Consider the following 19578-nt stretch of genomic DNA (forward strand, 5'->3'; position numbering starts at 1 on the left):
AAAAAAGAAAATCTTTTATGCAAGAAAATTCCATCTCTTATCCTTGTGGGAATAAAGTGTTTATATTTAAAGATGTGGGAGATAAATTTGAATTAGAGATAAAAGATTAAAACCTTAAAGGTTTTAATCAAGCTTTGCTAAATCGATTAAATCACTCACTTTTTGACAATTTTTCAAATCTTCGGCTGTGATTTTTAAAGCAAAAAGATTTTTATAAAGCACCATTACAGATACAAAAGCCAAACTATCCCACTCATCTATATCATCAAGTAGCATATCCTCGTTTAAGTCTTCATCTCTATGCATAGCTTCTTTAAGCTCTTCTAAAAATTCAGTTTTTGTCATTATTTCTCCTTTGTGTAAATTAAAATATCTTTTGTGTATAAATCCTTGAAATTTAGCACCGCACTTCCCCAGCTAAGCCCTGCACCAAAAGCACTTAAACTCGCTTTAAATTCTTTTGGAGTATCTAGTTCGCAAAGTAGGGCAGGTAGTGAACAAGCGCTTAAATTAGCGTATTTTTCCATGATGAAATTAGGAACTTTATCATCATTAAGTTTTAATTCTTCTTTGATGCAATCAACCAAATACGCATTAGATTGATGAAAAAGATGAAAAGCAATGTCTTTTTCTTCTACCTTGGAAAATTTTAAAATTTCTTTAAAGCTTTTAGGTTCGCATTCTAAAGCCATATTAAAAATATTTGCTCCGTCCATGTAAAGATTTTCTAATTGTCTAAACTCCTCAGTTTGCATGAGCGAATCGTCGTTAAAAATATCTACTTTAGGTATTCTCATCGCACCTTTTGGAATGATGAGTTTATCAAAATGTCTTCCATCGCTTCCAAGTTCAAAAAAGGCTTCATTAAAATCCGTTTTTTCAATCAAAGTTGCGCTTACTCCATCGCCAAAAATAGGGGCTAAATTCATATTTTTAGGATGGATGAATTTGCTTAAAGTATCCCCACAAATGAGTAAAATTTTACCTAAGCCACTTTGTATTAAAGAATGAGCGACAAATAAGCCGTATAAATACCCTGCACAAGCTTGTCCTAAATCAAAAGCTATGGTTTTAGAGCTTAAATTTAAAAGTTGGTGTAAATAACAAGCCGTAGAAGGCATGAAAAAATCAGGACTTTGAGTTACTACGATGAGTGCATCAAGGCTATTTTTATCTATATTTAAACCTTGTAAAAGTGTATTGGCTGCGTGTTTTCCAAGATCGCTTACACAAGTGTTTTCATCGCAAATATAACGCGTGTTTAAACCTATGACTTTTTTCATTCTTTTAAGGATTTTAATATCATTTGAAAAAACGCTTTCTAACTCATCATCAATGCAAATTTTATGTTCAGGTACGCTTACGCAAATGCCTGAAATTTTGGCTTTATCAAATCTAGTTTTCATGGATTATAAGTCCTTTAAAATTTAAATTTTGAAATGAAACAAGGGCTGAGTTTTTTTCAATTTCTTTAGAAATTTGTTCTAAAAAGCTTAAAAATGGCATATTTCTTTCGCCTTTTTGATAGTAAAGCCTTGCATTATTGTTTTTAAGATTGAAGAATTTTAAAGCTAGTTCAAAGGCTTTAAAAAACATTCTAGTTTCAAGTTTTCTACCTAAAGCCCTACAAGAAATGCAAAGATCATCGATAAATAAATTTCCTTCTTTGCAAGAAAAAACAAAAATAGCGATAATCCCACTATCGCTTAATTTATCACTCATGCTCACACTTACAATGAGTTCTTTTTGCATGTGTTGTGCGACTTTTTCTTGATTTAAGCGTGTGTAATTAGCGATAAATTGATTGGTTTTACCTAAAAGTTCGCTAATGCGAGGGATATTTTGCAGATCATTTTGTCTAAAATCTAAGCTGATTTGAAGATTTTGAAAATATTCTTCATCGCTTAAACTTTTAAGCTCTTCTCTTAAAGCATTGGCTGCTATATCTTTGGCACGAATTTGATCTTCTTTGGTATTTGAAAGTTTTAAAAGATTAGGAAAAAGCTTGATTTTATAAAGTATATTTTCATCGCATAAAAGTGTTTTAACACCTGTAAATTTGGTATTTTCAAGCTCGGCAATATTATCATCTATAAAAAGCATAGCGTTAGTATTTATATTAAATTTTTTAGCAATTTTTAAGATATTTTCACCCTTTGGCTCCCAATTGATCATTCTAGCATCAAAATCATCCCATTGCAAGATGAAATCTTTTCTTGTTTCAAAAAGTTTTTTTGCGTCTTTTTCTTCATTTTTTGAAGCTAGGGCAAGTAAAAATCCTTGTTTTTTAAAAGTTTTAATTTTTTCTTGTAAGGCTTTGTGCAAAGGACTTAAATTAATATTATCTATGCCCTCTTCACCTAAAATTCCTTGATACAAGGTGTTATCAAGATCAAGCACAAGAGCTTTAAGAACAGGTTTTATGAGTGCAGGGATGAGGCTAAGTCCTAAAATTTGTGCTAAGAAAATCAAGGCTTTATTATTAAGCTTAGAGCCTGTAAGTTCTTCTTTAGCTAAGTCTAAAATATCTTCTTCATCAAAATACTCTTTTATGAGTTTTTCTATGTTAAAAATTTCGCAATTTAAAATTTTTTTATCTGTTTTAAATTCTCCTAAACTAAGGACTAAAATAGGGTTTTGTGAAATTTTTCTTAATTCTAGAAGTTTTTCTTCTAGAAAATTTTGCACATTATTTTTATAGCGGGTTAAATCCAGCCATAAAAGTTCTAAATTAGCTTCTTTAAAATTATCAAAACTCAAGCTATCATCATAAGAGCTGAAATTAAACTCAGCTCTTAAATTGGCAAAATGTAAAAAAGGAGCAATGATACTTTGCACTCCTTCAAAAGCATGATTTCTATGGATATTGATAAGAAGATCTTGACTTTTACTAAAGTCTAATTCTTTGGCAAATTTTATAAGCTCATTGCGTTTTAAATGAGGCGAGAAAAGATTCATTTTAGCTCCACAAGTTCGATTAAAAGCCTATTTGGCATCATGATAAAACAAAGTTTAGCAAAATAGCTTGCTTGCATAATAGGAACAATACAAATGCCTTCTTGTTGTTCCAAAAGAATTAAATCTTGGGCGATATTTTTACTTTCATAGGCTAAATGATACATTTTGGTATTATTTTTCAAATAGCTATCTAGTGGGCCTTTATCGTTTAAATTTTGCAAAAGTTCAAATCTATACTGTGGAAATGCTTCATTGCAAGGAATGATAAATTCGCCTCTTACTCCTTGTTTTTCATCTATAAATTCTGCTTCTTTGTAAAAACCTAGTTTAAAAAAACATTCCCTTTCTTTTTCTAAATTTTTACAAGCCACACCTATATGATGAAGGGGTAAATTGAGTGTTTTATCAAGCATTTAAAACTACTGCCATAGTGATAGCATTTTTAAATTTCAATGCTTTTTCTAAACTATAATCATTTGCCATAAAATATTCATAAGTCTTAAGCTTTAAGTCCGATTTTTCTATCAAATCTTTAACTTCATCAGGATGGGAAAATAAATAAATATGATCAATAGCAGGAGCATTGATAGGAATAGTTGTAAAAATTTCTCCTCCATCACTAAGAAGCTCTTTGGATCTTTTAAGAAATTCAAGAGGTTTTTCTACGTGTTCTAGTACTTCTCCAATTACTATCAAATCAGCTTTTTTATCAAAATCATAAGTAAAAAAATCTTGACATAAAAAATCACATTTTGAGATCAATTCTCCTACTTGTTGCTTTACCATGTTTTGAGTAAGTTCGCAACTCGTTGGAGAGATATCAAGTCCATAAAAGGCGGAAAATTTACCACTTTTAACTGCTCTTGCAAAATATTCTCCATGACCAGGGCCTATTTCAAAATAAGTTGTTTTTGGAGTGAAATTTTGCAAATATTGTGAAAAATACTTTCTTACTTTAATATGAGCTATCCAAACAAAAGAAGAAAGAGCTAAACCTATCATGTATTGTTTCATATAGCTTTCATTAAAATAAACCTTATCCTTAACTTCATCAAAACTAGAATAACGATAAGTCCCATTTTCTATGAAAAATTTTGTTTCTTCTAAAGTATCGTTAAGGATCAATAAATAACAATCGCATTGTTCTTCTATACTGATGCCATCTTGAATATAATAAGAAATTAATTTATCAAATTCTTCTTCGTCTTCTTGTGAAAATTCAATTTTTTTAAGATATTTAGAATGGATAGGATTTTTTTGAGCGATGGCTTGAAATAATTTTTCAATATTTTCTTTCATTTTTCAGCCTTTAGGGTTTGAATTTTTTCTAGCAAAGCGTTTTGGGATTTTAAGAGACTTAAATCTTCTTTGTTGAATTTGATTTCAAATTCTTCTTCTAAACTCATGATGATATCAATATGGGCTAAAGAAGTCCAGTTCTTGCAATTTTCCATGCTTAAATTTGTATTTTCATCTACTTTGATTTCAAGGATATTTTCTAAAATTTCATAAAATTGTTTTTCCATTGTATAGCACTTTCTTAAGAATGTTGAAAATTAATATATTGTATCATAATTTTCTATTAGAATTGTTTGGTTTATATCTAATTTTTCCCATAAAATTTCTATATATTCTTTAGCGTTGTAAATGTTTATATGATCTCCTGCAAAATTATTTTTTTTAAAATTTTTAGTACTATTAACAATATTAATAATGTTAATTAAATTGGGCTCAGAAGATATGTCAAGTTTTCTAACATAATAACTAATGGTTTTATTGTATGATATATTGTTTTCATCAATTAAAATTCCAGAGAAAATTTTATGATATCTGTAAAATACATCAAATTGTTCTTCTGCATAATGTGTTAGTGTATGTCCTTGGCCTCCAAATGTCATATATTTTCCATTCTCTTTAGTTAGAATCTCATAAACACAATTTTCCCCAAAACAACTTGTTGTATCTTTTAAAAATAATTCTTCTTTTGCTCCTTTTATAGCAAAAGAAAATATAGGATCATTTGTGCGTTTTACTCCTGTTTGTTTGCGAAAATATTCATTTAATGTTCCTATTTTTGTTTTGGAATTTATTTTGTCATAAACTTCATTTTTGCAAAAACTATAAGTAAAGGTTGGCATGATCAAAGTGCCTTCTTTGCCTATAACTTCAAAAAAGCAATTGAGTATAGTCTGTAAAAATTCATTTCTAGAAAGCAAAGGCATGCCAAAGTTAAAAAGTTCTGTATGTACACATAAAATATCGCCTCTTTTTATACCTAGTTGATAAAAAGCATCTATTAAATCTTTATCGGAGTATTTTTTGCCATTGTGTTCTAAAAAATATTTCATTTTACTAGTCCATAAAATTTTATTTTTTCCAAAAGTTCTTTAAATTCATAAGCTTGCATATTTAAGATATTAGCTATATCGATGATATCATTTTCTCCATCGCAGTAAGCTAGAAAATTACAAGCCAAAGGAATGTCATTGGCAGTGCTAAGGGTATGATATAATCCTCTTTTGCCAAGATTGGGTTCGCATACTATGGTGTTTTCATATACAGCGTTGATTTCTAGATTTAAAATCATTTCTTGTATGCTTTTAAGTCCACCCATTAAACCTTTTTCAGAGATAAAATTGAGATCATCTTTGCTGGTGTGGTATTGTTCGTATTCTAGGTATCTTGTGCGACATACTCCTACAATGCCAAGATTTACAAGCGGAGCATTGTATTGTCTTTCATCGCTTCCACGATCTAAAAAACTAAAAGCTTTGAAATTTTTTTTATTTTTAAGCGTATGCAAGGCAACTTTATCACTTAGAGTGTTTTTTTTGGGTGTGTGTATGAGTGAGTAAGCATGATCATCGCCTAAGCAAGAAAGCACAAAGCCTGCTTTAACATGTTTTTTTAAATGCTCTAAATGTTTGCTAAGATAGACTATAGAGCCTATGGTTTCAGGAATGATGACAAAGCGGTAATTATACTTTCTTTCTTTTAAACTCAAAAGCCATTTTGCTAGGAAAATAGCCACCACAGGACCACTAAGCTCATTATTTGCCATGGAAGGATGACAAAGATAGGTTGAAATTAAAATTTCATCTTTTGAATTTTGCGTACTAGGTAGGATAAAATCAGCATAATCCAAAACCCCATTTTCATCATGTTTTGCATCGATATAAACTTTGTATTTGCCTTTTTTGAGTTTTTTTCTTTCGTTGTGTGTAAGGCAAAATCCCCAACGTCTTTTGTAATAACTCGTTACATAAGGAATAGCATCAGGCATTTCTTCTATGGAGTAAAGATGATCTTGAAGTTCTTCTAGTTCGATTTCTTTGTCGATAGCCTCGCTATAGTTTAGAAGGTGTAAATTATGCTTTTTAAAATCACAAATTTTTTCTCCTTCTGGAGTGATGATATAGGCTTCTTTAACATTCCATTCATCAGGGACTATCCAGTCAAAAACCTTTGCACCACTTTTTATAGAGTGAAATTTGAGTATACCCCCCCCCCAGAGTTTTATTTAAAATTTCTAAGCTAGCTCTAAAACTTTGCCCTGTGATACTCCTAGGGATAGGAAAAAGTTTACAAGCTAGTTCATACATAGCCTTTCCAGTTTGGCTAAAATCTTGACTTCTAAAGTCTAGCTTATCCACAATATCCTCCTTTAACTTTTTCAAGAATGCTAAATAAAGTATCTTTTACAAATTTTGCATCTTTTAAACTCATTTCTTGATGACAAGGTATGCTAAGCTCGGCTTTGTAAAAATTATCCGCATTTTGGAGTCTGATTTCTCCTAAGAGTTTTTTATAAAAACTAAACTCATAAGTTGGTTTATAATGCACCTGTACGCCAATTCCTGCATGAAGTAAGCTTTCAAAAAGTTCTTCTTTTTGACAATAAAATTCAGGAAAAAGCAAAATAGGATATAAATGTCTCGAGCTTTTTTTATAGCCTTTGATTTTTATCGTGGAGAAATACGGATTTTTTTCAAATTCCTTATCGTAAAAACTTGCGATTTCTTCTCTTTTTTCAAGATTGCGATCGAGTTTTTTAAGCTGGTTTATCCCTAAAGCACAAGCAACGTCACTTAAGCGGTAATTATAGCCAAGTTCTACCATATCACTATCCCAAAGCCTTTTTTTAATTATACCATGGCTTCTTAAAAGCTTGATTTTGGTGATAAGCTCTTCATTATCACTCACCACGGCTCCACCTTCAAAAGTGGTAATAGGCTTAACAGGGTGAAAAGAAAAGATAGAAAGATTGGCTTTTTTCCCTACTTTTTCACTTTTATACAAAGCACCTAAGGCATGGCTTGCATCATCGATTAAAGAAATATTATATTTTTTAGCAAGGCTTGAAATTTCATCCATTTCAACGCTATTGCCCGCAAAATCCACTACGCTAATAGCTCCTATATTTTCGCTATCTTTTAAAAGTCTTGCTTCTAGTTTTTTTTCATCGATATTGCCATCGTTTTTAATGTCGATAAACTCTACCTTAGCTCCAGCCATTAAGGCCGCATTAGTCGTAGCAGCGAAGGTTAAAGGGGTGGTTAAAACGATTTTTTCTTTGACGTCTAGTGCTGTGTAGGCAAGATGAAGGGCTGAAGTAGCTGAATTTAATACACAAGCATGTTTTACGCCCACATATTCGCAAAGGGCTTCTTCAAATTCATCTACCTTTTTACCCCCTGTTAAAATTTCATCTTTTAAAGCTTTTGTAAGCGTATCTATATCGCTTTGATCGATGTTTTGATGAGAATAAGTAAGCATTTTAAAAACCTTCAGTGTGATTGATGATTTCTAAAAGTTCTTTTTCGCTTGCCCATAAAGGATTATTATCCGAACTATAAGAAAAACCATCTTTTACTTTTTGCCCTTTTTCACCTAGGGCATTGATACTAAAGTCATTATCTTTATCCACAAGTTTAATACTCGGACTTATAGCATAGTAGTTTTTAAATTCGTAGGTTAAATGACTATCATCGCTTGAAATCATGATTTCATGTAGTTTTTCTCCTGCTCTTATACCTATGATTTTATGGCTTAAATTAGGAGCTAAAGCATGAGCTAGATCGGTGATTTTCATTGAAGGAATTTTAGGGATGAAAATTTCTCCTCCGTGCATTCTTTCAAAATTACTCAGTACAAATTTTACTCCATCTTCAAGGCTGATCCAAAAACGAGTCATTCTTATATCAGTGATAGGAAGTTCTTTAGCTCCTTCACTGATGAGTTTTTTAAAAAAAGGCACCACTGATCCTCTTGAACCTACAACATTGCCATATCTTGTAACGCTAAAGCGTGTTTGTTTATTGCCTGCTATGTTGTTTGCAGCGACAAAAAGCTTGTCGCTTGCAAGTTTGGTTGCACCGTATAAATTTACAGGATTGCAAGCCTTATCTGTGCTAAGAGCGATACATTTTTTAACCCCATTTTCAAAACAAGCATCGATGACATTTTGCGCACCGTGTATGTTTGTTTTTATACATTCCATAGGGTTATATTCAGCAATAGGCACATGCTTCATTGCAGCAGCATGTATAACAAAATCCACATCACGCATAGCAGCACTTAAACGCTCTTTATCTTTTACATCTCCTATAAAATAACGCATACAAGTAGCATTAAAAACGCTTGCCATTTCAAATTGTTTGAGCTCATCACGAGAATAAATGATGATTTTATTAGGTTTATAATTTTCTAGTAAAACCTTAGTATAGGTTTTTCCAAAAGAGCCTGTTCCGCCTGTGATTAAGATATTTTTTTTGTTAAACATTTTGCCTTCCTTTGCTTAAGTTTTTTAAAATTAAAGCAACAAGTGTTCCTATTTTAAAATTCTTGGCAAGGTTATGCCAGTTTGGGCTTGATACTTGCCTTTTTTGTCTTTGTAAGTGGTGTCACATTGTTCATCACCTTGTAAAAACAACACTTGTGCTATGCCTTCATTGGCATAAATTTTTGCAGGCAAAGGCGTAGTGTTTGAAATTTCTATAGTGATATGTCCCTCAAAACCTGGTTCAAAAGGAGTAACATTGACGATGATACCACATCTTGCATAGGTGCTTTTGCCAAGACAAATAGCTAAAACATCATCAGGCATTTTAAAATACTCTATGGTTCTAGCTAGAGCAAAAGAATTTGCAGGAACTATACATACATTGCCTTCAAAATCTACCACATTTTCTTCTACGAAATTTTTTGGATCTATTACGGTTGAATTGACATTGGTAAAAATTTTAAACTCACGCCCTACGCGTATATCATAGCCATAACTTGAAAGTCCATAGCTTACCACACCTTTTCCTATATTTGCTTCGCAAAATGGTTCGATCATCTTGTGTTCTAATGCCATTTTTCTTATCCAGTTATCTGCTTTTAAGCCCATTTTTAACCTTTTAATATTTGTAATTTTTTATAAGGATTATAACCTAAAAAATCTATATTTTTTATGATTTTTTTCTTTTTTAAAGTTAAATTTTTAAGTTTTTTTATATAATACAAGATTAAGTTCTTAAATTTTAGGAGAATTTTATGACAAAAGAAGAAATTAAAGAGTTAGTAAACCTTTTTGCTGAAGCAAATATTAGTAAAATTAAGATCAAAGAACAAGATGGTTTTGAAATAGAACTTGAAAGAGATATGTGCTGCGATGTTCCAGCCCCTGTTTGTCCTCCAGTTCCAGCTCCACAACCTATCAATGTAAGCGTTGTAAACGAAGCTCAACCTAGTCAAAGTGCAAAATCAAACAAACCAAGTATAAACAGCCCTATGGTAGGAACTTTCTATCAGGCTCCAAGTCCAGGTGCAGCACCTTTTGTAAAAGTAGGCAGTACGGTTAAAAAAGGCGATACTATAGCTATTATCGAAGCGATGAAAATCATGAATGAAATTGAAGCGGAATTTGATTGTAGGATCGCTGAAATTTTAGTTGCTGATGGTCAGCCTGTAGAATTTGGAATGCCTTTATTTGCGGTGGAGAAATTATAAAATGGAAATTAAAAGCATATTAATTGCTAATCGTGGAGAAATAGCACTGCGTGCTTTAAGAACAATTAAAGAAATGGGTAAAAAAGCAATTTGTGTGTATTCTGAAGCAGATAAAGATGCTTTGTATTTAAAATACGCTGATGCAAGCATTTGTATAGGAAAAGCAAGAAGTTCTGAAAGTTATTTAAATATCCCAGCTATTATCACAGCAGCTGAAATTGCTGAAGCAGATGCGATTTTTCCAGGATATGGATTTTTAAGTGAAAATCAAAATTTTGTTGAAATTTGTGCTAAACATAACATCAAATTTATAGGTCCTTCTGTAGAAGCTATGAATTTAATGAGTAATAAATCAAAAGCTAAACAAGTAATGCAAAGAGCAGGCGTGCCTGTAATCCCAGGAAGCGATGGGGCTTTAGCAGGAGCTGAAGCAGCTAAAAAACTTGCTAAAGAAATAGGCTATCCTGTGATTTTAAAAGCAGCTGCTGGCGGTGGCGGCCGTGGCATGCGTGTGGTGGAAAATGAAAAAGATCTTGAAAAAGCGTATTGGTCAGCTGAAAGCGAGGCTATGACAGCTTTTGGTGATGGAACTATGTATATGGAAAAATACATTCAAAATCCACGCCATATAGAAGTGCAGGTTATAGGAGATAGTTTTGGTAATGTGATTCATGTGGGTGAAAGAGATTGTTCTATGCAAAGACGCCATCAAAAACTTATCGAAGAATCTCCCGCGATTTTGCTTGATGAAAAAACACGTACTAGGCTTCATGAAACTGCTATTAGGGCAGCCAAAGCTATAGGATATGAAGGTGCGGGAACTTTTGAGTTTTTAGTTGATAAAAATTTAGACTTTTATTTTATAGAAATGAATACACGTTTGCAAGTTGAACACTGTGTAAGTGAAATGGTAAGTGGGATTGATATCATAGAACAAATGATTAAGGTAGCAGAAGGTTATGCCTTACCATCTCAAAAAAGTATTAAATTAAATGGGCATTCTATAGAATGTAGAATCACGGCAGAAGATTCTAAAACTTTCTTGCCAAGTCCAGGCAAGATTACCAAATACATTCCACCCGCAGGACGCAATGTTAGAATGGAAAGTCATTGTTATCAAGACTATAGCGTGCCTCCTTATTATGATTCTATGATAGGTAAGCTTGTAGTTTGGGCAGAAGATCGTAATAAAGCTATTGCAAAAATGAAAGTAGCTTTAGATGAGTTACTTATAAGTGGGATAAAAACAACCAAAGATTTTCATCTTTCTATGATGGAAAATCCTGATTTTATTAACAATAACTACGATACAAATTATCTTGCAAGACATTAAAATTTCCCTATTAAAGGGAAATTTTAATTGTAATTTTTATCTTAAATATTCTATATTGATTTTAGAGCGGAGTTTATCAAAATAATCCTGTATGAAATTTTGTCTTTGTTCGCTTACATAAGCGTTTAAAACTTCATTTTTAACTTGCTCATATTCAGGAGTTTGTGCTCCATCTTTGCTTTTAACTTCATAAAGTTCATAGCCATTTTTTCCATTTAAAACAGGGGAAAAGCCTCCAACAGGAATTTGCGATAAAAGCCCTAAAAGTCTTGGATCGGCATTGCTTGTGTTTAAAGATGCATTTTGTGGTTTAAGGATTGTTTTTTTTGTATTTTTGATATTTTCTAAAGTTTGAGGATTGTTTGATAAATAAATATTTGCATTAATTTGTGTATAAAAAGTGAATTTATCTTTATTTTGTTCGAAAAATTTTTTTGCTCCATCATCACTAAAATCAGTTTTTGCCATACTTGCGATTTTTTCATAAAGCTTTCTTTTTTCTAAATCTTTTTTAAAATTTGCACGAAATTGTTCATAGCTTTGATTTTTGGAATTTAAATTTGCTTTGAAAGCATTTAAAGTAGTTTTGTTTTGAGCAAGCATTTTATTTATAGCATCATCAAGCTCTAGATCATTGACTACAATACCCAGTTGTTTCATTTGTGAAATTTCCATTTTTTCATTGATGAGTACGCCTAAAGCTTTATTTCTATCAATTTTAAGTGCTTTCATAGTTTGATCTATATCATAAGTCGTGATAGGCTCTTTGTCTACAACTACAGCTATAGCATTAATGGTATTTGCACTAGCTAAACTTGCAAAAAATGCAAAACTTAATAAAATTTTTTTCATTTCAAACCTTTATTTAAGTATAAATATCGCATTATATCAATAAAAATTTAAGAAAAGGCAAAAAATGCACGAAAAACTTACAACGCGTTTTGCTCCAAGCCCAACAGGGTATTTGCACATAGGTGGACTTAGAACAGCTCTTTATAATTATTTATACGCTAGAAAAAATGGTGGAAATTTTTTACTTCGTATTGAAGATACGGATTTAAAAAGAAATTCCAAAGAAGCTACTAAAGCAATTATCGAAGCTTTTAAATGGTGCGGTTTAGAACATGATGGAGAAGTAACTTACCAATCAGAGCGTTTTGATCTTTATAAAGAATATGTCAAAAAGCTTTTAGATGAAGGCAAGGCGTATTATTGTTATATGAGCAAAGAAGAATTAGAAGAATTGCGCGCCAAGCAAGAAGCCGCCAAAGAACGCCCAAGATATGATGGAAGATATAGAGAATTTACAGGCACGCCACCTCAGGGTATAGAACCTGTTGTGCGTATTAAAGCACCTCAAAGCGGTGAGATTGTTTTTGAAGATGGGGTTAAAGGCGAGGTAAGATTTAAAGCAGAGGATATAATGGATGATTTTATCATTGCAAGAAGTGATGGAACCCCAACTTATAATTTTACTGTTGTTATTGATGATGCTTTAATGGGGGTAAGCGATGTGATTCGCGGAGATGATCATCTTTCAAACACTCCTAAACAAATTGTACTTTATGAAGCATTAGGTTTTAAAATTCCTAAATTTTTTCATGTGGCTATGATACATGGAGAAGATGGTAAAAAGCTTTCAAAAAGACATGGGGCAACTGATGTTATGGAATACAAAGAAATGGGAATTTTACCTCAAGCTTTGCTTAATTTTCTTGTGCGTTTAGGTTGGAGTCACGGTGATGATGAGGTTTTTTCACTAGAAGATTTGAAAAAACTTTTTGATCCTTATCATATCAATAAAAGCGCATCTTGTTATAATGCTAAAAAGCTTGAATGGCTTAATACTCATTATATTAAAACTTTACCTTTTGAAGAGATTAACCGTCAGCTTAAAGATCTTGGCTTTGATTTATCTGTTTATGAAAAGGCAGGATTTTTACTTGATTTATTAAGAGAGCGTGCAAAAACCTTGCATGATATTATCAATGGTGCAAAAAGCATAGTTAATACGCCGCAAAATTATGATGAAAATGCAGTGCAAAAATTTGTTAACGAAAATAATTTAGAATTGCTCCAAGTATTTGCTAATACGCTTAAAGATCAAAAAACAGGTAAAGATTTTGAAGATTTTACAAATGATTTTTTAGAAAAAAAAGAAGCAAAGTTAAAAGATTTGGCTCAGCCTATACGCATAGCTTTAACAGGGAGTGCGGTAAGTCCTAGTATTTTTGAAGTATTAGAATTTTTAGGGGTTGATGAGTGTAAAAAAAGAATAGAAAATTTTTTAAAAGTTAGAGGAAAATAAAATGAATTTAAAAGAAGAAGCTTTAAAATACCATTTAGGTGGGAAAATTGATATTGTGCCAAGTAAGCCAATGGCTACAAGTTATGATCTATCTTTGGCGTATAGCCCAGGAGTTGCAGAACCTTGCCTTGAAATCGCTAAAGATAATGAGCTTGCTTATACTTATACAAACAAGGCTAATTTGGTAGCTATAGTTAGCGATGGTTCTGCTGTTTTAGGACTTGGAAACATAGGAGCACAGGCTTCAAAACCTGTTATGGAAGGTAAGGCTTGTTTGTTTAAAAAATTTGCAAATGTAAATGCTTATGATATAGAAATTAATGTTCATAGTGTGGAAGAGATTGTAAATTTTTGCAAGGCTTTGGCTCCGACTGTGGGTGGGATAAATTTAGAAGATATAGCTGCTCCAAAATGTTTTGAAATTGAAGCGGCTTTGCAAGATTTAGGAATTCCTGTAATGCATGATGATCAGCATGGAACGGCTATTATTTCAACTGCGGGACTTATGAATGCTATGGAGATAAGCGGTAAAAAATTTAAAGACATTAAGGTGGTTGTAAGTGGCGCAGGTGCCGCAGGTATAGCAAGTGCTAAGATGTATAGAAATTTAGGGGTTGAAAATATTATTTTAGTAGATAGCAAAGGTGTTGTTTCTAAGGATAGAAATGATTTAACTCCTCAAAAGCTTGAATTTGCTGTTGATTCTAAGGAAAAGACTTTAAAAGAAGTTTTAAAAGGAGCTGATGTTTTCCTAGGACTTAGTGCGCCAAAAATTCTTGATGATGAAATGGTTTTAAGTATGGCAAAAGATCCTGTAATTTTTGCTTTGGCAAATCCTATCCCTGAAGTGATGCCTGAAGATGTGGCTAGACTTAGAAAAGATGCGATTGTAGGAACAGGAAGAAGTGATTATCCAAATCAAATCAATAATGTTTTAGGTTTTCCTTTTATTTTTCGCGGGGCTTTAGATGTGCGTGCAAGTAAAATCACTGAAAATATGAAAGTAGCTGCTGCTAAAGCATTAGCAGATCTTGCAAAACTTCCTGTAAGTGATGCGGTTAAAAAGGCTTACAATCTAAGTACTTTAGAATTTGGAAGAGATTATGTCATACCAAAACCTTTTGATGAAAGAGTAAAAGCTGCAGTAAGTACAGCTGTAGCAGCAGCTGCGGTAAAAGATGGTGTGGCTAAGGTAAAAAATTTTAACGAGAAAGCTTATTTTGAAAGCTTAAAATGAAAAATATTCATTGTATCAATCATCCATTGATCGAACATAAATTAGGAATTTTAAGGGCTAAAGAGACAAAGCCCTTTCAATTTCGCATGTTAATCGATGAAATTTCATCTTTTTTACTTTTTGAAGCGAGTAAAGATTTTTCTTTAAAAGAAATTGAAATTTCAACACCTATACAAAAAACTACAGTAAAAAAACTTGATGAAAAAATTATGATTTGCCCTATTTTAAGAGCTGCATTAGGAATGCTTGAAAGTGTTTTTAAGATGATTCCTGATGCAAGTGTTGGATTTTTGGGATTTGTAAGAAATGAAGAAACTTTAAAGGCGGATTTTTATTTTCAAAAACTTCCCAAAGATGCAAAAAAACGCACCGCTATTGTCATAGATCCTATGTTTGCTACAGGTGGAACTGCTATAGAGGCTTGTAATTTTTTAAAAAGCCAAGGAGTTAAAAAAATAAAATTTATATCCATACTTACTGCTTTGCAAGGTTTGCAAAAATTTAGCCAAGTGCATGGTGATGTGGAAGTTTTTGTGGCTTGTATTGATGAAGGTTTAAATGAAAAAGGTTATATTATCCCAGGGCTTGGAGATGCAGGAGATAGAGTGTTTAACACTCTTTAAAAGAGATGATTTTTGGAAAAATTGATTATATTAATCTTTTACCTTTACATATATATCTTAAGAAATATCCCCTACCTAATGGTTATAAAGCAAGTATGGAGTATAAAAAAGGAGTTCCAAGTAAGCTAAATAAAGATTTATTTTATAGAAGAATTGATGCAGCTATCATTTCAAGCATAGAAAGTGCTAGAAAAAAATATAAAAATTTAGATTTGGGTATTTGTGCTAATAAAAGAGTTTTAAGTGTATTAGTAGAAAAAAATACATCAAATGCCAAAGATCCAAGTTCAGCAACTTCAAATGCTTTAGCTAAAGTATTAAAACAAGATGGAAAAGTAATTATAGGTGATAAGGCTTTAAAGCTTTATCTAAAAGATCCTTCTAAATATATCGATTTATGTGCAAAATGGCACGAAAAAACAGGATTGCCTTTTGTTTTTGCTAGATTTTCTTGTGTGCAAAAAAAAGCTTTATATAAACAAATTTTGAAAAAATTTCCAAAAACAAAGATTAAAATTCCTTATTATATACTGCAAAATTATGCCAAAACAAGGGATTTAGATATAAAAGATGTTAGATATTATTTAGATGAAGTTATATATCATAAAATTTCTACCAAAGAAAAAACAGCCTTAAAGCGTTTTGTAAAGGCTTGCAAGGCTTTAAATCTTGTTTAGTGTTCAAATTCTCTAAGTTCTTTAACTGTTCCAAGGAGTATTACAACATCTCCACTATAAACTGTCGTGGTTTCTAAATCAGGCAATATTTCCCAGTCGCTATTTAATTTTTTATAAGAAATCACTTTCATATTTTGTGCTATATGTTTTAAAGAATTTCCTGCTAATTTTTCATCTATATTGATCTTAATAGCTCGTATAGTATTTGCTGAAAGATCAAAAACTTCATAATCAGCATCTTTAGTTAAAAATTCTTTTACTAGTCTTTTAGCACTTTCTTTTTCAGGATAAATAACCTTTGTTGCACCTAACTTAGAAAGAATTTGACCATGGATATTAGAGGTTGCTTTAGCAATGATATTTTTAACACCTATATCTTTAAGCGCCATAAGAGTAAGGATTGATTTTTCAACATTTTCTCCTATGCTAACAATAACAACTTCAACATCATGAAAGCCTGCTTCTTTTAGGGCTGAAATATTTGTAGAATCTAAAATATAAGCATAGCTTGGAGGATTTTGTATACTTTTTAAAGCTTCCTCATCTTTATCCGCAACGATAACAGTATGACCTCCAGCAATGAGTTCATCTGCTACAACTGATCCAAATTTTCCAAGTCCTATGATTCCATAATTAAGATTTTTCACGATTTTACCTTTATAAATTAACCTTTCCTTCAGGGAATTTTAAATGAATAGCTTTGTCTTGTTTGAATACCGAGAGTAAAAAAGCAAAAACACCTATCCTGCCACTTAGCATCATAATGATGATAATCACCTTGCTAGGATCGCTAAACAAAGCGCATAAAGATAAAGTTCCACCATTTCCTACCGAAATTCCTACCGTTGCAAAAGCTGAAGAAGTTTCAAAAAGTAAGGCTATAAAATCAAAATTTGACTCTAGCAAGGAAAGCAAAATAACAGCTATTACTATATAAACAGCTGAACCTACAGCTATAATAAAAGCTTTAGATATAGTTTCTCTTGGAATTTCATGTCCAAAAATTCTAACTCTTCCATCTCGGATACTCCAATAAGCATAGAGCAATAAAACCATTACAGTTGTTACTTTCATACCCCCAGCTGTTCCTCCTGGTGCACCACCAATAACCATAAACAATGATCCAAAAAATAAGCTCGCATCATGCAAATGTCCCATATCTAAGGTGTTAAATCCTGCTGTGCGGTAATTAATAGCGATAAAATATGAGCTTAAAATTTTATCAAAAAATGAAAAATGTCCTATAGTTTGAGGATTTGAGTATTCAAAAGCAAAAATAATAAGCGTTGAAGAGAAAATAAGAAAAATACTTGCAACAACAACCATTTTTGTATGTAGGCTTAAATTTTGCAATTTTTTTCTTTGAAAAAAGTATAATTCAACCAAAACAAAATATCCAAGCCCTCCAATAATAATCAAAGAAGTGATAATAAGATTAATTGCTATATCATGTTTGTAAGCTATAAGTCCATGTTCAAATATGGTAAACCCAGAATTATTAAAAGCGCTAATAGAATGAAAAATTCCAAACCATAAAGCTTTCTTAAAATTCATTTCAAGGGCAAAACGCATGGTAAGAAGTATAGCACCTATCAATTCTATAGTAAAAATGAACAGTAAAACCTTTTTAAAAAATTTAAATAAACCATCCATTGATGGATAAAATAAAGACTCTTTTAGTAAATTTCTTGCACTAAATCCCACTTTTTTGCGTATGAGTATATAAACAAACAAACCTATACCCATATATCCCAAGCCTCCAATTTGTACCAAAGCTAAGATAATAATTTGTCCTGCTAAGGTAAAATCAACCGCAGTGTTCTTAACTGCCAATCCTGTCATACTAACAGCAGATGTGCTTGTAAAAAAGGCATCTAAAAAATCAATAGGAGTTGTATGTGCCCAGCTTGAATGTAGCAATAAAGCCCCAAACAATGCAATAATAATATAACCAGCTAGTAAAATTTTAAAAGTTCGTCTATCTAATCCAAATTGTTTCAAAAAATTTCCATTTGATAATGATCTAAAGCGGGTATTCTATCTTATTAAAACTTTAAGGGAAATAAAATTTTATTTTTGTATTTAAACTTAAATTAAAGAAAAAAAGATACAATTACATTTTTACTTTATCAAACTAAGTGGTTGGATAGCTCAGTCGGTAGAGCAGCAGACTGAAAATCTGCGTGTCGGCAGTTCGATTCTGCCTCTAACCACCACTTTATCTTTCAAAAAATCACATCACATATTTTTTTACACAAGACCGAAATATTTAAAGGACTAAAAATTATTATTTTAAAGAGAGAGAGTCTATAACTTATAATAGAATGGTGGATTTAGCAGAATATTAAAAAAAGTATCTAAATACCTATAAAATAGATATTTTATATTTTATAGTAACCCATTAAATAACCCAGTTTTCTAATATGATTTTTTAATATTAAAATCCGATTAAAAATGATATGTGCTTTTATTAAAATCCGATTAAAAACAATACGATAATCTTTGCCAGTGCTTTTTAATATAATAGTGTTTGTATAAAAATATAAAAAATGGTTTTTGTTTTTTTGCTTTCTTAGTAAAGAGCAATAAGTATTCCATAATTGCTAATTTAATCTTTGATTAATAGTTTTATTATTTTTTATATATTATAATTTTTAAATAAAAATATCATTCCTTAAAGCTTCGTTTGTTAATTACTTAAAGACTTCTTATGTTTAATAAAAAAGATATTATTGTTAATGCAGTTCCCGTTAAGCTTTTTGCAAGTAATTTAGGTTTGTATGATAATTTTTATAGAAATGTAAATGAGTTTAAAAGTGGTTTTAAAATCAAACAAGTAGGAAATAATTTTTTTGTTTTGCTTCCTGATTGGTTTATAAAATTGCTAGAGATAGGATATGATTGTTATGTGATTAAGCCTTATGATGATTTTAAATATGAATTTAAAGTTGAACTTTCTAAAAAAACTGAAATAGGATTTTACAAAAATGACAATTTATAAACTTTGCAAGTGTGGTAAGAAAATACAAACTCATTTAAGAACTTGTGAAGAATGTGATAAAACTTTTAAGAAAATAGCAAACAAAAGATATGATTGTTTTAAAAGGGATAAGCAAAGTTCAGATTTTTATAATAGTGTAGCTTGGAGAAAATTAAGAAATGCTTTTATAAATAAAAATCCATTTTGTATAAGGTGTGGAAAGTTTGCAAAAATTGTAGATCACATTATACCTATTAAGCAAGGTGGCAAGAAATTAAGTGAAGAAAATTTGCAAAGTTTATGCTTGGCTTGCCATAATGAAAAGACTAAAAACGAGCTTAAGGGGTAGGGTATGTAATCTCTATGAAAGCCAATCCTATACACCGAAAAGGATAATACTAAACAAATGCGAGCCAGTTTTTTACATAATGTTATACTTAACCTACTAACTAACCAACCAAAACACAAG

22 protein-coding genes, 1 tRNA gene and 1 pseudogene are annotated in these 19578 nt (G+C 31.3%); 10 read left to right on the forward strand and 14 right to left on the reverse strand.

Annotation, left to right across the window (positions count from 1 at the left end; all coding sequences use genetic code 11):
• Nucleotides 1-110, forward strand: a 110-nt coding sequence (locus AJ936_RS10660) for a DUF2920 family protein (protein WP_148564213.1), incomplete at its 5' end; no start/stop codon positions are given.
• Nucleotides 111-123: 13 nt separating this feature from the next.
• Here the strand turns inward: AJ936_RS10660 and AJ936_RS09505 are convergent.
• From AJ936_RS09505 to dcd, 11 genes and pseudogenes are all read right to left on the reverse strand, one after another.
• Nucleotides 124-345, reverse strand: coding sequence for an acyl carrier protein (locus tag AJ936_RS09505; protein WP_002786077.1), 222 nt, complete (start codon nt 343-345; stop codon nt 124-126).
• Complete coding sequence (locus tag AJ936_RS09510) at nt 345-1406, reverse strand: beta-ketoacyl-ACP synthase III (protein ID WP_070274484.1); 1062 nt, start codon at nt 1404-1406, stop codon at nt 345-347. The genes AJ936_RS09505 and AJ936_RS09510 overlap by 1 nt, the downstream gene beginning before the upstream one ends.
• Nucleotides 1396-2958, reverse strand: coding sequence for an HAD family hydrolase (locus tag AJ936_RS09515; protein ID WP_070274485.1), 1563 nt, complete (start codon nt 2956-2958; stop codon nt 1396-1398). The genes AJ936_RS09510 and AJ936_RS09515 overlap by 11 nt, the downstream gene beginning before the upstream one ends.
• Nucleotides 2955-3371, reverse strand: a complete 417-nt coding sequence (locus tag AJ936_RS09520; RefSeq protein WP_044780600.1) for a VOC family protein — start codon at nt 3369-3371, stop codon at nt 2955-2957. The genes AJ936_RS09515 and AJ936_RS09520 overlap by 4 nt, the downstream gene beginning before the upstream one ends.
• Nucleotides 3364-4257: a class I SAM-dependent methyltransferase gene (locus AJ936_RS09525; RefSeq protein WP_070274487.1), complete on the reverse strand. Its 894-nt coding sequence runs from the start codon at nt 4255-4257 to the stop codon at nt 3364-3366. Before AJ936_RS09525 ends, AJ936_RS09520 begins: the two co-directional genes overlap by 8 nt.
• Nucleotides 4254-4484: an acyl carrier protein gene (locus tag AJ936_RS09530; protein ID WP_044780596.1), complete on the reverse strand. Its 231-nt coding sequence runs from the start codon at nt 4482-4484 to the stop codon at nt 4254-4256. Before AJ936_RS09530 ends, AJ936_RS09525 begins: the two co-directional genes overlap by 4 nt.
• A gap of 30 nt (nt 4485-4514) precedes the next feature.
• Nucleotides 4515-5306 (reverse strand): N-acetyltransferase LegH, encoded by a 792-nt coding sequence (legH, locus tag AJ936_RS09535; RefSeq protein WP_070274489.1) that lies wholly within the window; start codon nt 5304-5306, stop codon nt 4515-4517.
• Nucleotides 5303-6611: pseudogene (locus AJ936_RS09540) on the reverse strand (DUF4910 domain-containing protein). The gene legH and the pseudogene AJ936_RS09540 overlap by 4 nt, the downstream one beginning before the upstream one ends.
• A complete protein-coding gene (gene pseC / locus AJ936_RS09545; protein ID WP_070274491.1) occupies nt 6604-7734 on the reverse strand; it encodes a UDP-4-amino-4,6-dideoxy-N-acetyl-beta-L-altrosamine transaminase in 1131 nt (376 codons plus the stop codon). Before pseC ends, AJ936_RS09540 begins: the two are co-directional and overlap by 8 nt.
• Before the next feature lies 1 nt (nt 7735).
• A complete protein-coding gene (pseB, locus tag AJ936_RS09550) occupies nt 7736-8740 on the reverse strand; it encodes a UDP-N-acetylglucosamine 4,6-dehydratase (inverting) (RefSeq protein ID WP_070274493.1) in 1005 nt (334 codons plus the stop codon).
• A gap of 48 nt (nt 8741-8788) precedes the next feature.
• On the reverse strand, nt 8789-9349 hold the full coding sequence (dcd, locus tag AJ936_RS09555) for a dCTP deaminase (RefSeq protein WP_053872724.1): 561 nt from the start codon (nt 9347-9349) through the stop codon (nt 8789-8791).
• A 146-nt stretch (nt 9350-9495) separates the two neighbouring features.
• Here dcd and accB point away from each other — a divergent pair, with 146 nt between their 5' ends.
• Both accB and AJ936_RS09565 read left to right on the forward strand, forming a co-directional pair.
• Nucleotides 9496-9951, forward strand: a complete 456-nt coding sequence (accB, locus tag AJ936_RS09560) for an acetyl-CoA carboxylase biotin carboxyl carrier protein (protein ID WP_002866271.1) — start codon at nt 9496-9498, stop codon at nt 9949-9951.
• Between the two features lies 1 nt (nt 9952).
• Entirely contained in the window at nt 9953-11284 is a 1332-nt protein-coding gene (locus AJ936_RS09565; RefSeq protein ID WP_070274495.1) for an acetyl-CoA carboxylase biotin carboxylase subunit, read from the forward strand.
• A 36-nt stretch (nt 11285-11320) separates the two neighbouring features.
• Here AJ936_RS09565 and salC read toward each other — a convergent pair whose 3' ends face one another.
• Nucleotides 11321-12136 carry a peptidylprolyl isomerase SalC gene (gene salC / locus AJ936_RS09570; protein ID WP_070274497.1) on the reverse strand — a complete coding sequence of 272 codons (816 nt, stop codon included), beginning with the start codon at nt 12134-12136 and terminating at the stop codon, nt 11321-11323.
• Nucleotides 12137-12200: 64 nt separating this feature from the next.
• Here salC and gltX point away from each other — a divergent pair, with 64 nt between their 5' ends.
• From gltX to AJ936_RS09590, 4 genes are read left to right on the forward strand one after another with little or no spacing between them, the layout of a single operon-like run.
• Nucleotides 12201-13592: a glutamate--tRNA ligase gene (gene gltX, locus AJ936_RS09575; RefSeq protein WP_070274499.1), complete on the forward strand. Its 1392-nt coding sequence runs from the start codon at nt 12201-12203 to the stop codon at nt 13590-13592.
• Between the two features lies 1 nt (nt 13593).
• The gene (locus AJ936_RS09580; RefSeq protein WP_070210006.1) at nt 13594-14829 is read left to right on the forward strand and encodes a malic enzyme-like NAD(P)-binding protein; all 1236 of its coding nucleotides are present in this window, start codon (nt 13594-13596) and stop codon (nt 14827-14829) included.
• A complete protein-coding gene (upp, locus tag AJ936_RS09585) occupies nt 14826-15452 on the forward strand; it encodes a uracil phosphoribosyltransferase (protein WP_070210007.1) in 627 nt (208 codons plus the stop codon). The genes AJ936_RS09580 and upp overlap by 4 nt, the downstream gene beginning before the upstream one ends.
• 5 nt (nt 15453-15457) lie before the next feature.
• Nucleotides 15458-16129: a menaquinone biosynthetic enzyme MqnA/MqnD family protein gene (locus AJ936_RS09590; protein ID WP_070210008.1), complete on the forward strand. Its 672-nt coding sequence runs from the start codon at nt 15458-15460 to the stop codon at nt 16127-16129.
• Here the strand turns inward: AJ936_RS09590 and AJ936_RS09595 are convergent.
• Entirely contained in the window at nt 16126-16776 is a 651-nt protein-coding gene (locus tag AJ936_RS09595) for a TrkA family potassium uptake protein (protein WP_070210009.1), read from the reverse strand. The two genes, AJ936_RS09590 and AJ936_RS09595, sit on opposite strands and share 4 nt — an antisense overlap.
• Nucleotides 16777-16786: 10 nt before the next feature.
• Nucleotides 16787-18130: a TrkH family potassium uptake protein gene (locus AJ936_RS09600; RefSeq protein WP_044778992.1), complete on the reverse strand. Its 1344-nt coding sequence runs from the start codon at nt 18128-18130 to the stop codon at nt 16787-16789.
• Between the two features lie 139 nt (nt 18131-18269).
• On the opposite strand from AJ936_RS09600, the gene AJ936_RS09605 reads away from it, so the two are divergent.
• The 3 genes from AJ936_RS09605 (at nt 18270) to AJ936_RS09615 (ending at nt 19458) form a co-directional block, all read left to right on the forward strand.
• Nucleotides 18270-18345: transfer RNA gene (locus AJ936_RS09605), tRNA-Phe, on the forward strand.
• A gap of 494 nt (nt 18346-18839) precedes the next feature.
• Nucleotides 18840-19130: a hypothetical protein gene (locus AJ936_RS09610; protein WP_052799491.1), complete on the forward strand. Its 291-nt coding sequence runs from the start codon at nt 18840-18842 to the stop codon at nt 19128-19130.
• Nucleotides 19117-19458 carry an HNH endonuclease gene (locus AJ936_RS09615; protein WP_002788260.1) on the forward strand — a complete coding sequence of 114 codons (342 nt, stop codon included), beginning with the start codon at nt 19117-19119 and terminating at the stop codon, nt 19456-19458. The genes AJ936_RS09610 and AJ936_RS09615 overlap by 14 nt, the downstream gene beginning before the upstream one ends.
• The last annotated feature ends 120 nt before the right edge of the window (nt 19459-19578 follow it).

Origin of the sequence: Campylobacter sp. BCW_6877, from assembly GCF_001762445.1 — a bacterium.
Lineage (GTDB): Bacteria > Campylobacterota > Campylobacteria > Campylobacterales > Campylobacteraceae > Campylobacter_D > Campylobacter_D jejuni.

Bases quoted from the DNA above. Each gene is read 5' to 3' on its own strand.
- AJ936_RS09505 (WP_002786077.1), bottom strand. From the start codon at position 345: ATGACAAAAACTGAATTTTTAGAAGAGCTTAAAGAAGCTATGCATAGA.
- AJ936_RS09510 (WP_070274484.1), bottom strand. From the start codon at position 1,406: ATGAAAACTAGATTTGATAAAGCCAAAATTTCAGGCATTTGCGTAAGC.
- AJ936_RS09515 (WP_070274485.1), bottom strand. From the start codon at position 2,958: ATGAATCTTTTCTCGCCTCATTTAAAACGCAATGAGCTTATAAAATTT.
- AJ936_RS09520 (WP_044780600.1), bottom strand. From the start codon at position 3,371: ATGCTTGATAAAACACTCAATTTACCCCTTCATCATATAGGTGTGGCT.
- AJ936_RS09525 (WP_070274487.1), bottom strand. From the start codon at position 4,257: ATGAAAGAAAATATTGAAAAATTATTTCAAGCCATCGCTCAAAAAAAT.
- AJ936_RS09530 (WP_044780596.1), bottom strand. From the start codon at position 4,484: ATGGAAAAACAATTTTATGAAATTTTAGAAAATATCCTTGAAATCAAA.
- legH (WP_070274489.1), bottom strand. From the start codon at position 5,306: ATGAAATATTTTTTAGAACACAATGGCAAAAAATACTCCGATAAAGAT.
- pseC (WP_070274491.1), bottom strand. From the start codon at position 7,734: ATGCTTACTTATTCTCATCAAAACATCGATCAAAGCGATATAGATACG.
- pseB (WP_070274493.1), bottom strand. From the start codon at position 8,740: ATGTTTAACAAAAAAAATATCTTAATCACAGGCGGAACAGGCTCTTTT.
- dcd (WP_053872724.1), bottom strand. From the start codon at position 9,349: ATGGGCTTAAAAGCAGATAACTGGATAAGAAAAATGGCATTAGAACAC.
- accB (WP_002866271.1), top strand. From the start codon at position 9,496: ATGACAAAAGAAGAAATTAAAGAGTTAGTAAACCTTTTTGCTGAAGCA.
- AJ936_RS09565 (WP_070274495.1), top strand. From the start codon at position 9,953: ATGGAAATTAAAAGCATATTAATTGCTAATCGTGGAGAAATAGCACTG.
- salC (WP_070274497.1), bottom strand. From the start codon at position 12,136: ATGAAAAAAATTTTATTAAGTTTTGCATTTTTTGCAAGTTTAGCTAGT.
- gltX (WP_070274499.1), top strand. From the start codon at position 12,201: ATGCACGAAAAACTTACAACGCGTTTTGCTCCAAGCCCAACAGGGTAT.
- AJ936_RS09580 (WP_070210006.1), top strand. From the start codon at position 13,594: ATGAATTTAAAAGAAGAAGCTTTAAAATACCATTTAGGTGGGAAAATT.
- upp (WP_070210007.1), top strand. From the start codon at position 14,826: ATGAAAAATATTCATTGTATCAATCATCCATTGATCGAACATAAATTA.
- AJ936_RS09590 (WP_070210008.1), top strand. From the start codon at position 15,458: ATGATTTTTGGAAAAATTGATTATATTAATCTTTTACCTTTACATATA.
- AJ936_RS09610 (WP_052799491.1), top strand. From the start codon at position 18,840: ATGTTTAATAAAAAAGATATTATTGTTAATGCAGTTCCCGTTAAGCTT.
- AJ936_RS09615 (WP_002788260.1), top strand. From the start codon at position 19,117: ATGACAATTTATAAACTTTGCAAGTGTGGTAAGAAAATACAAACTCAT.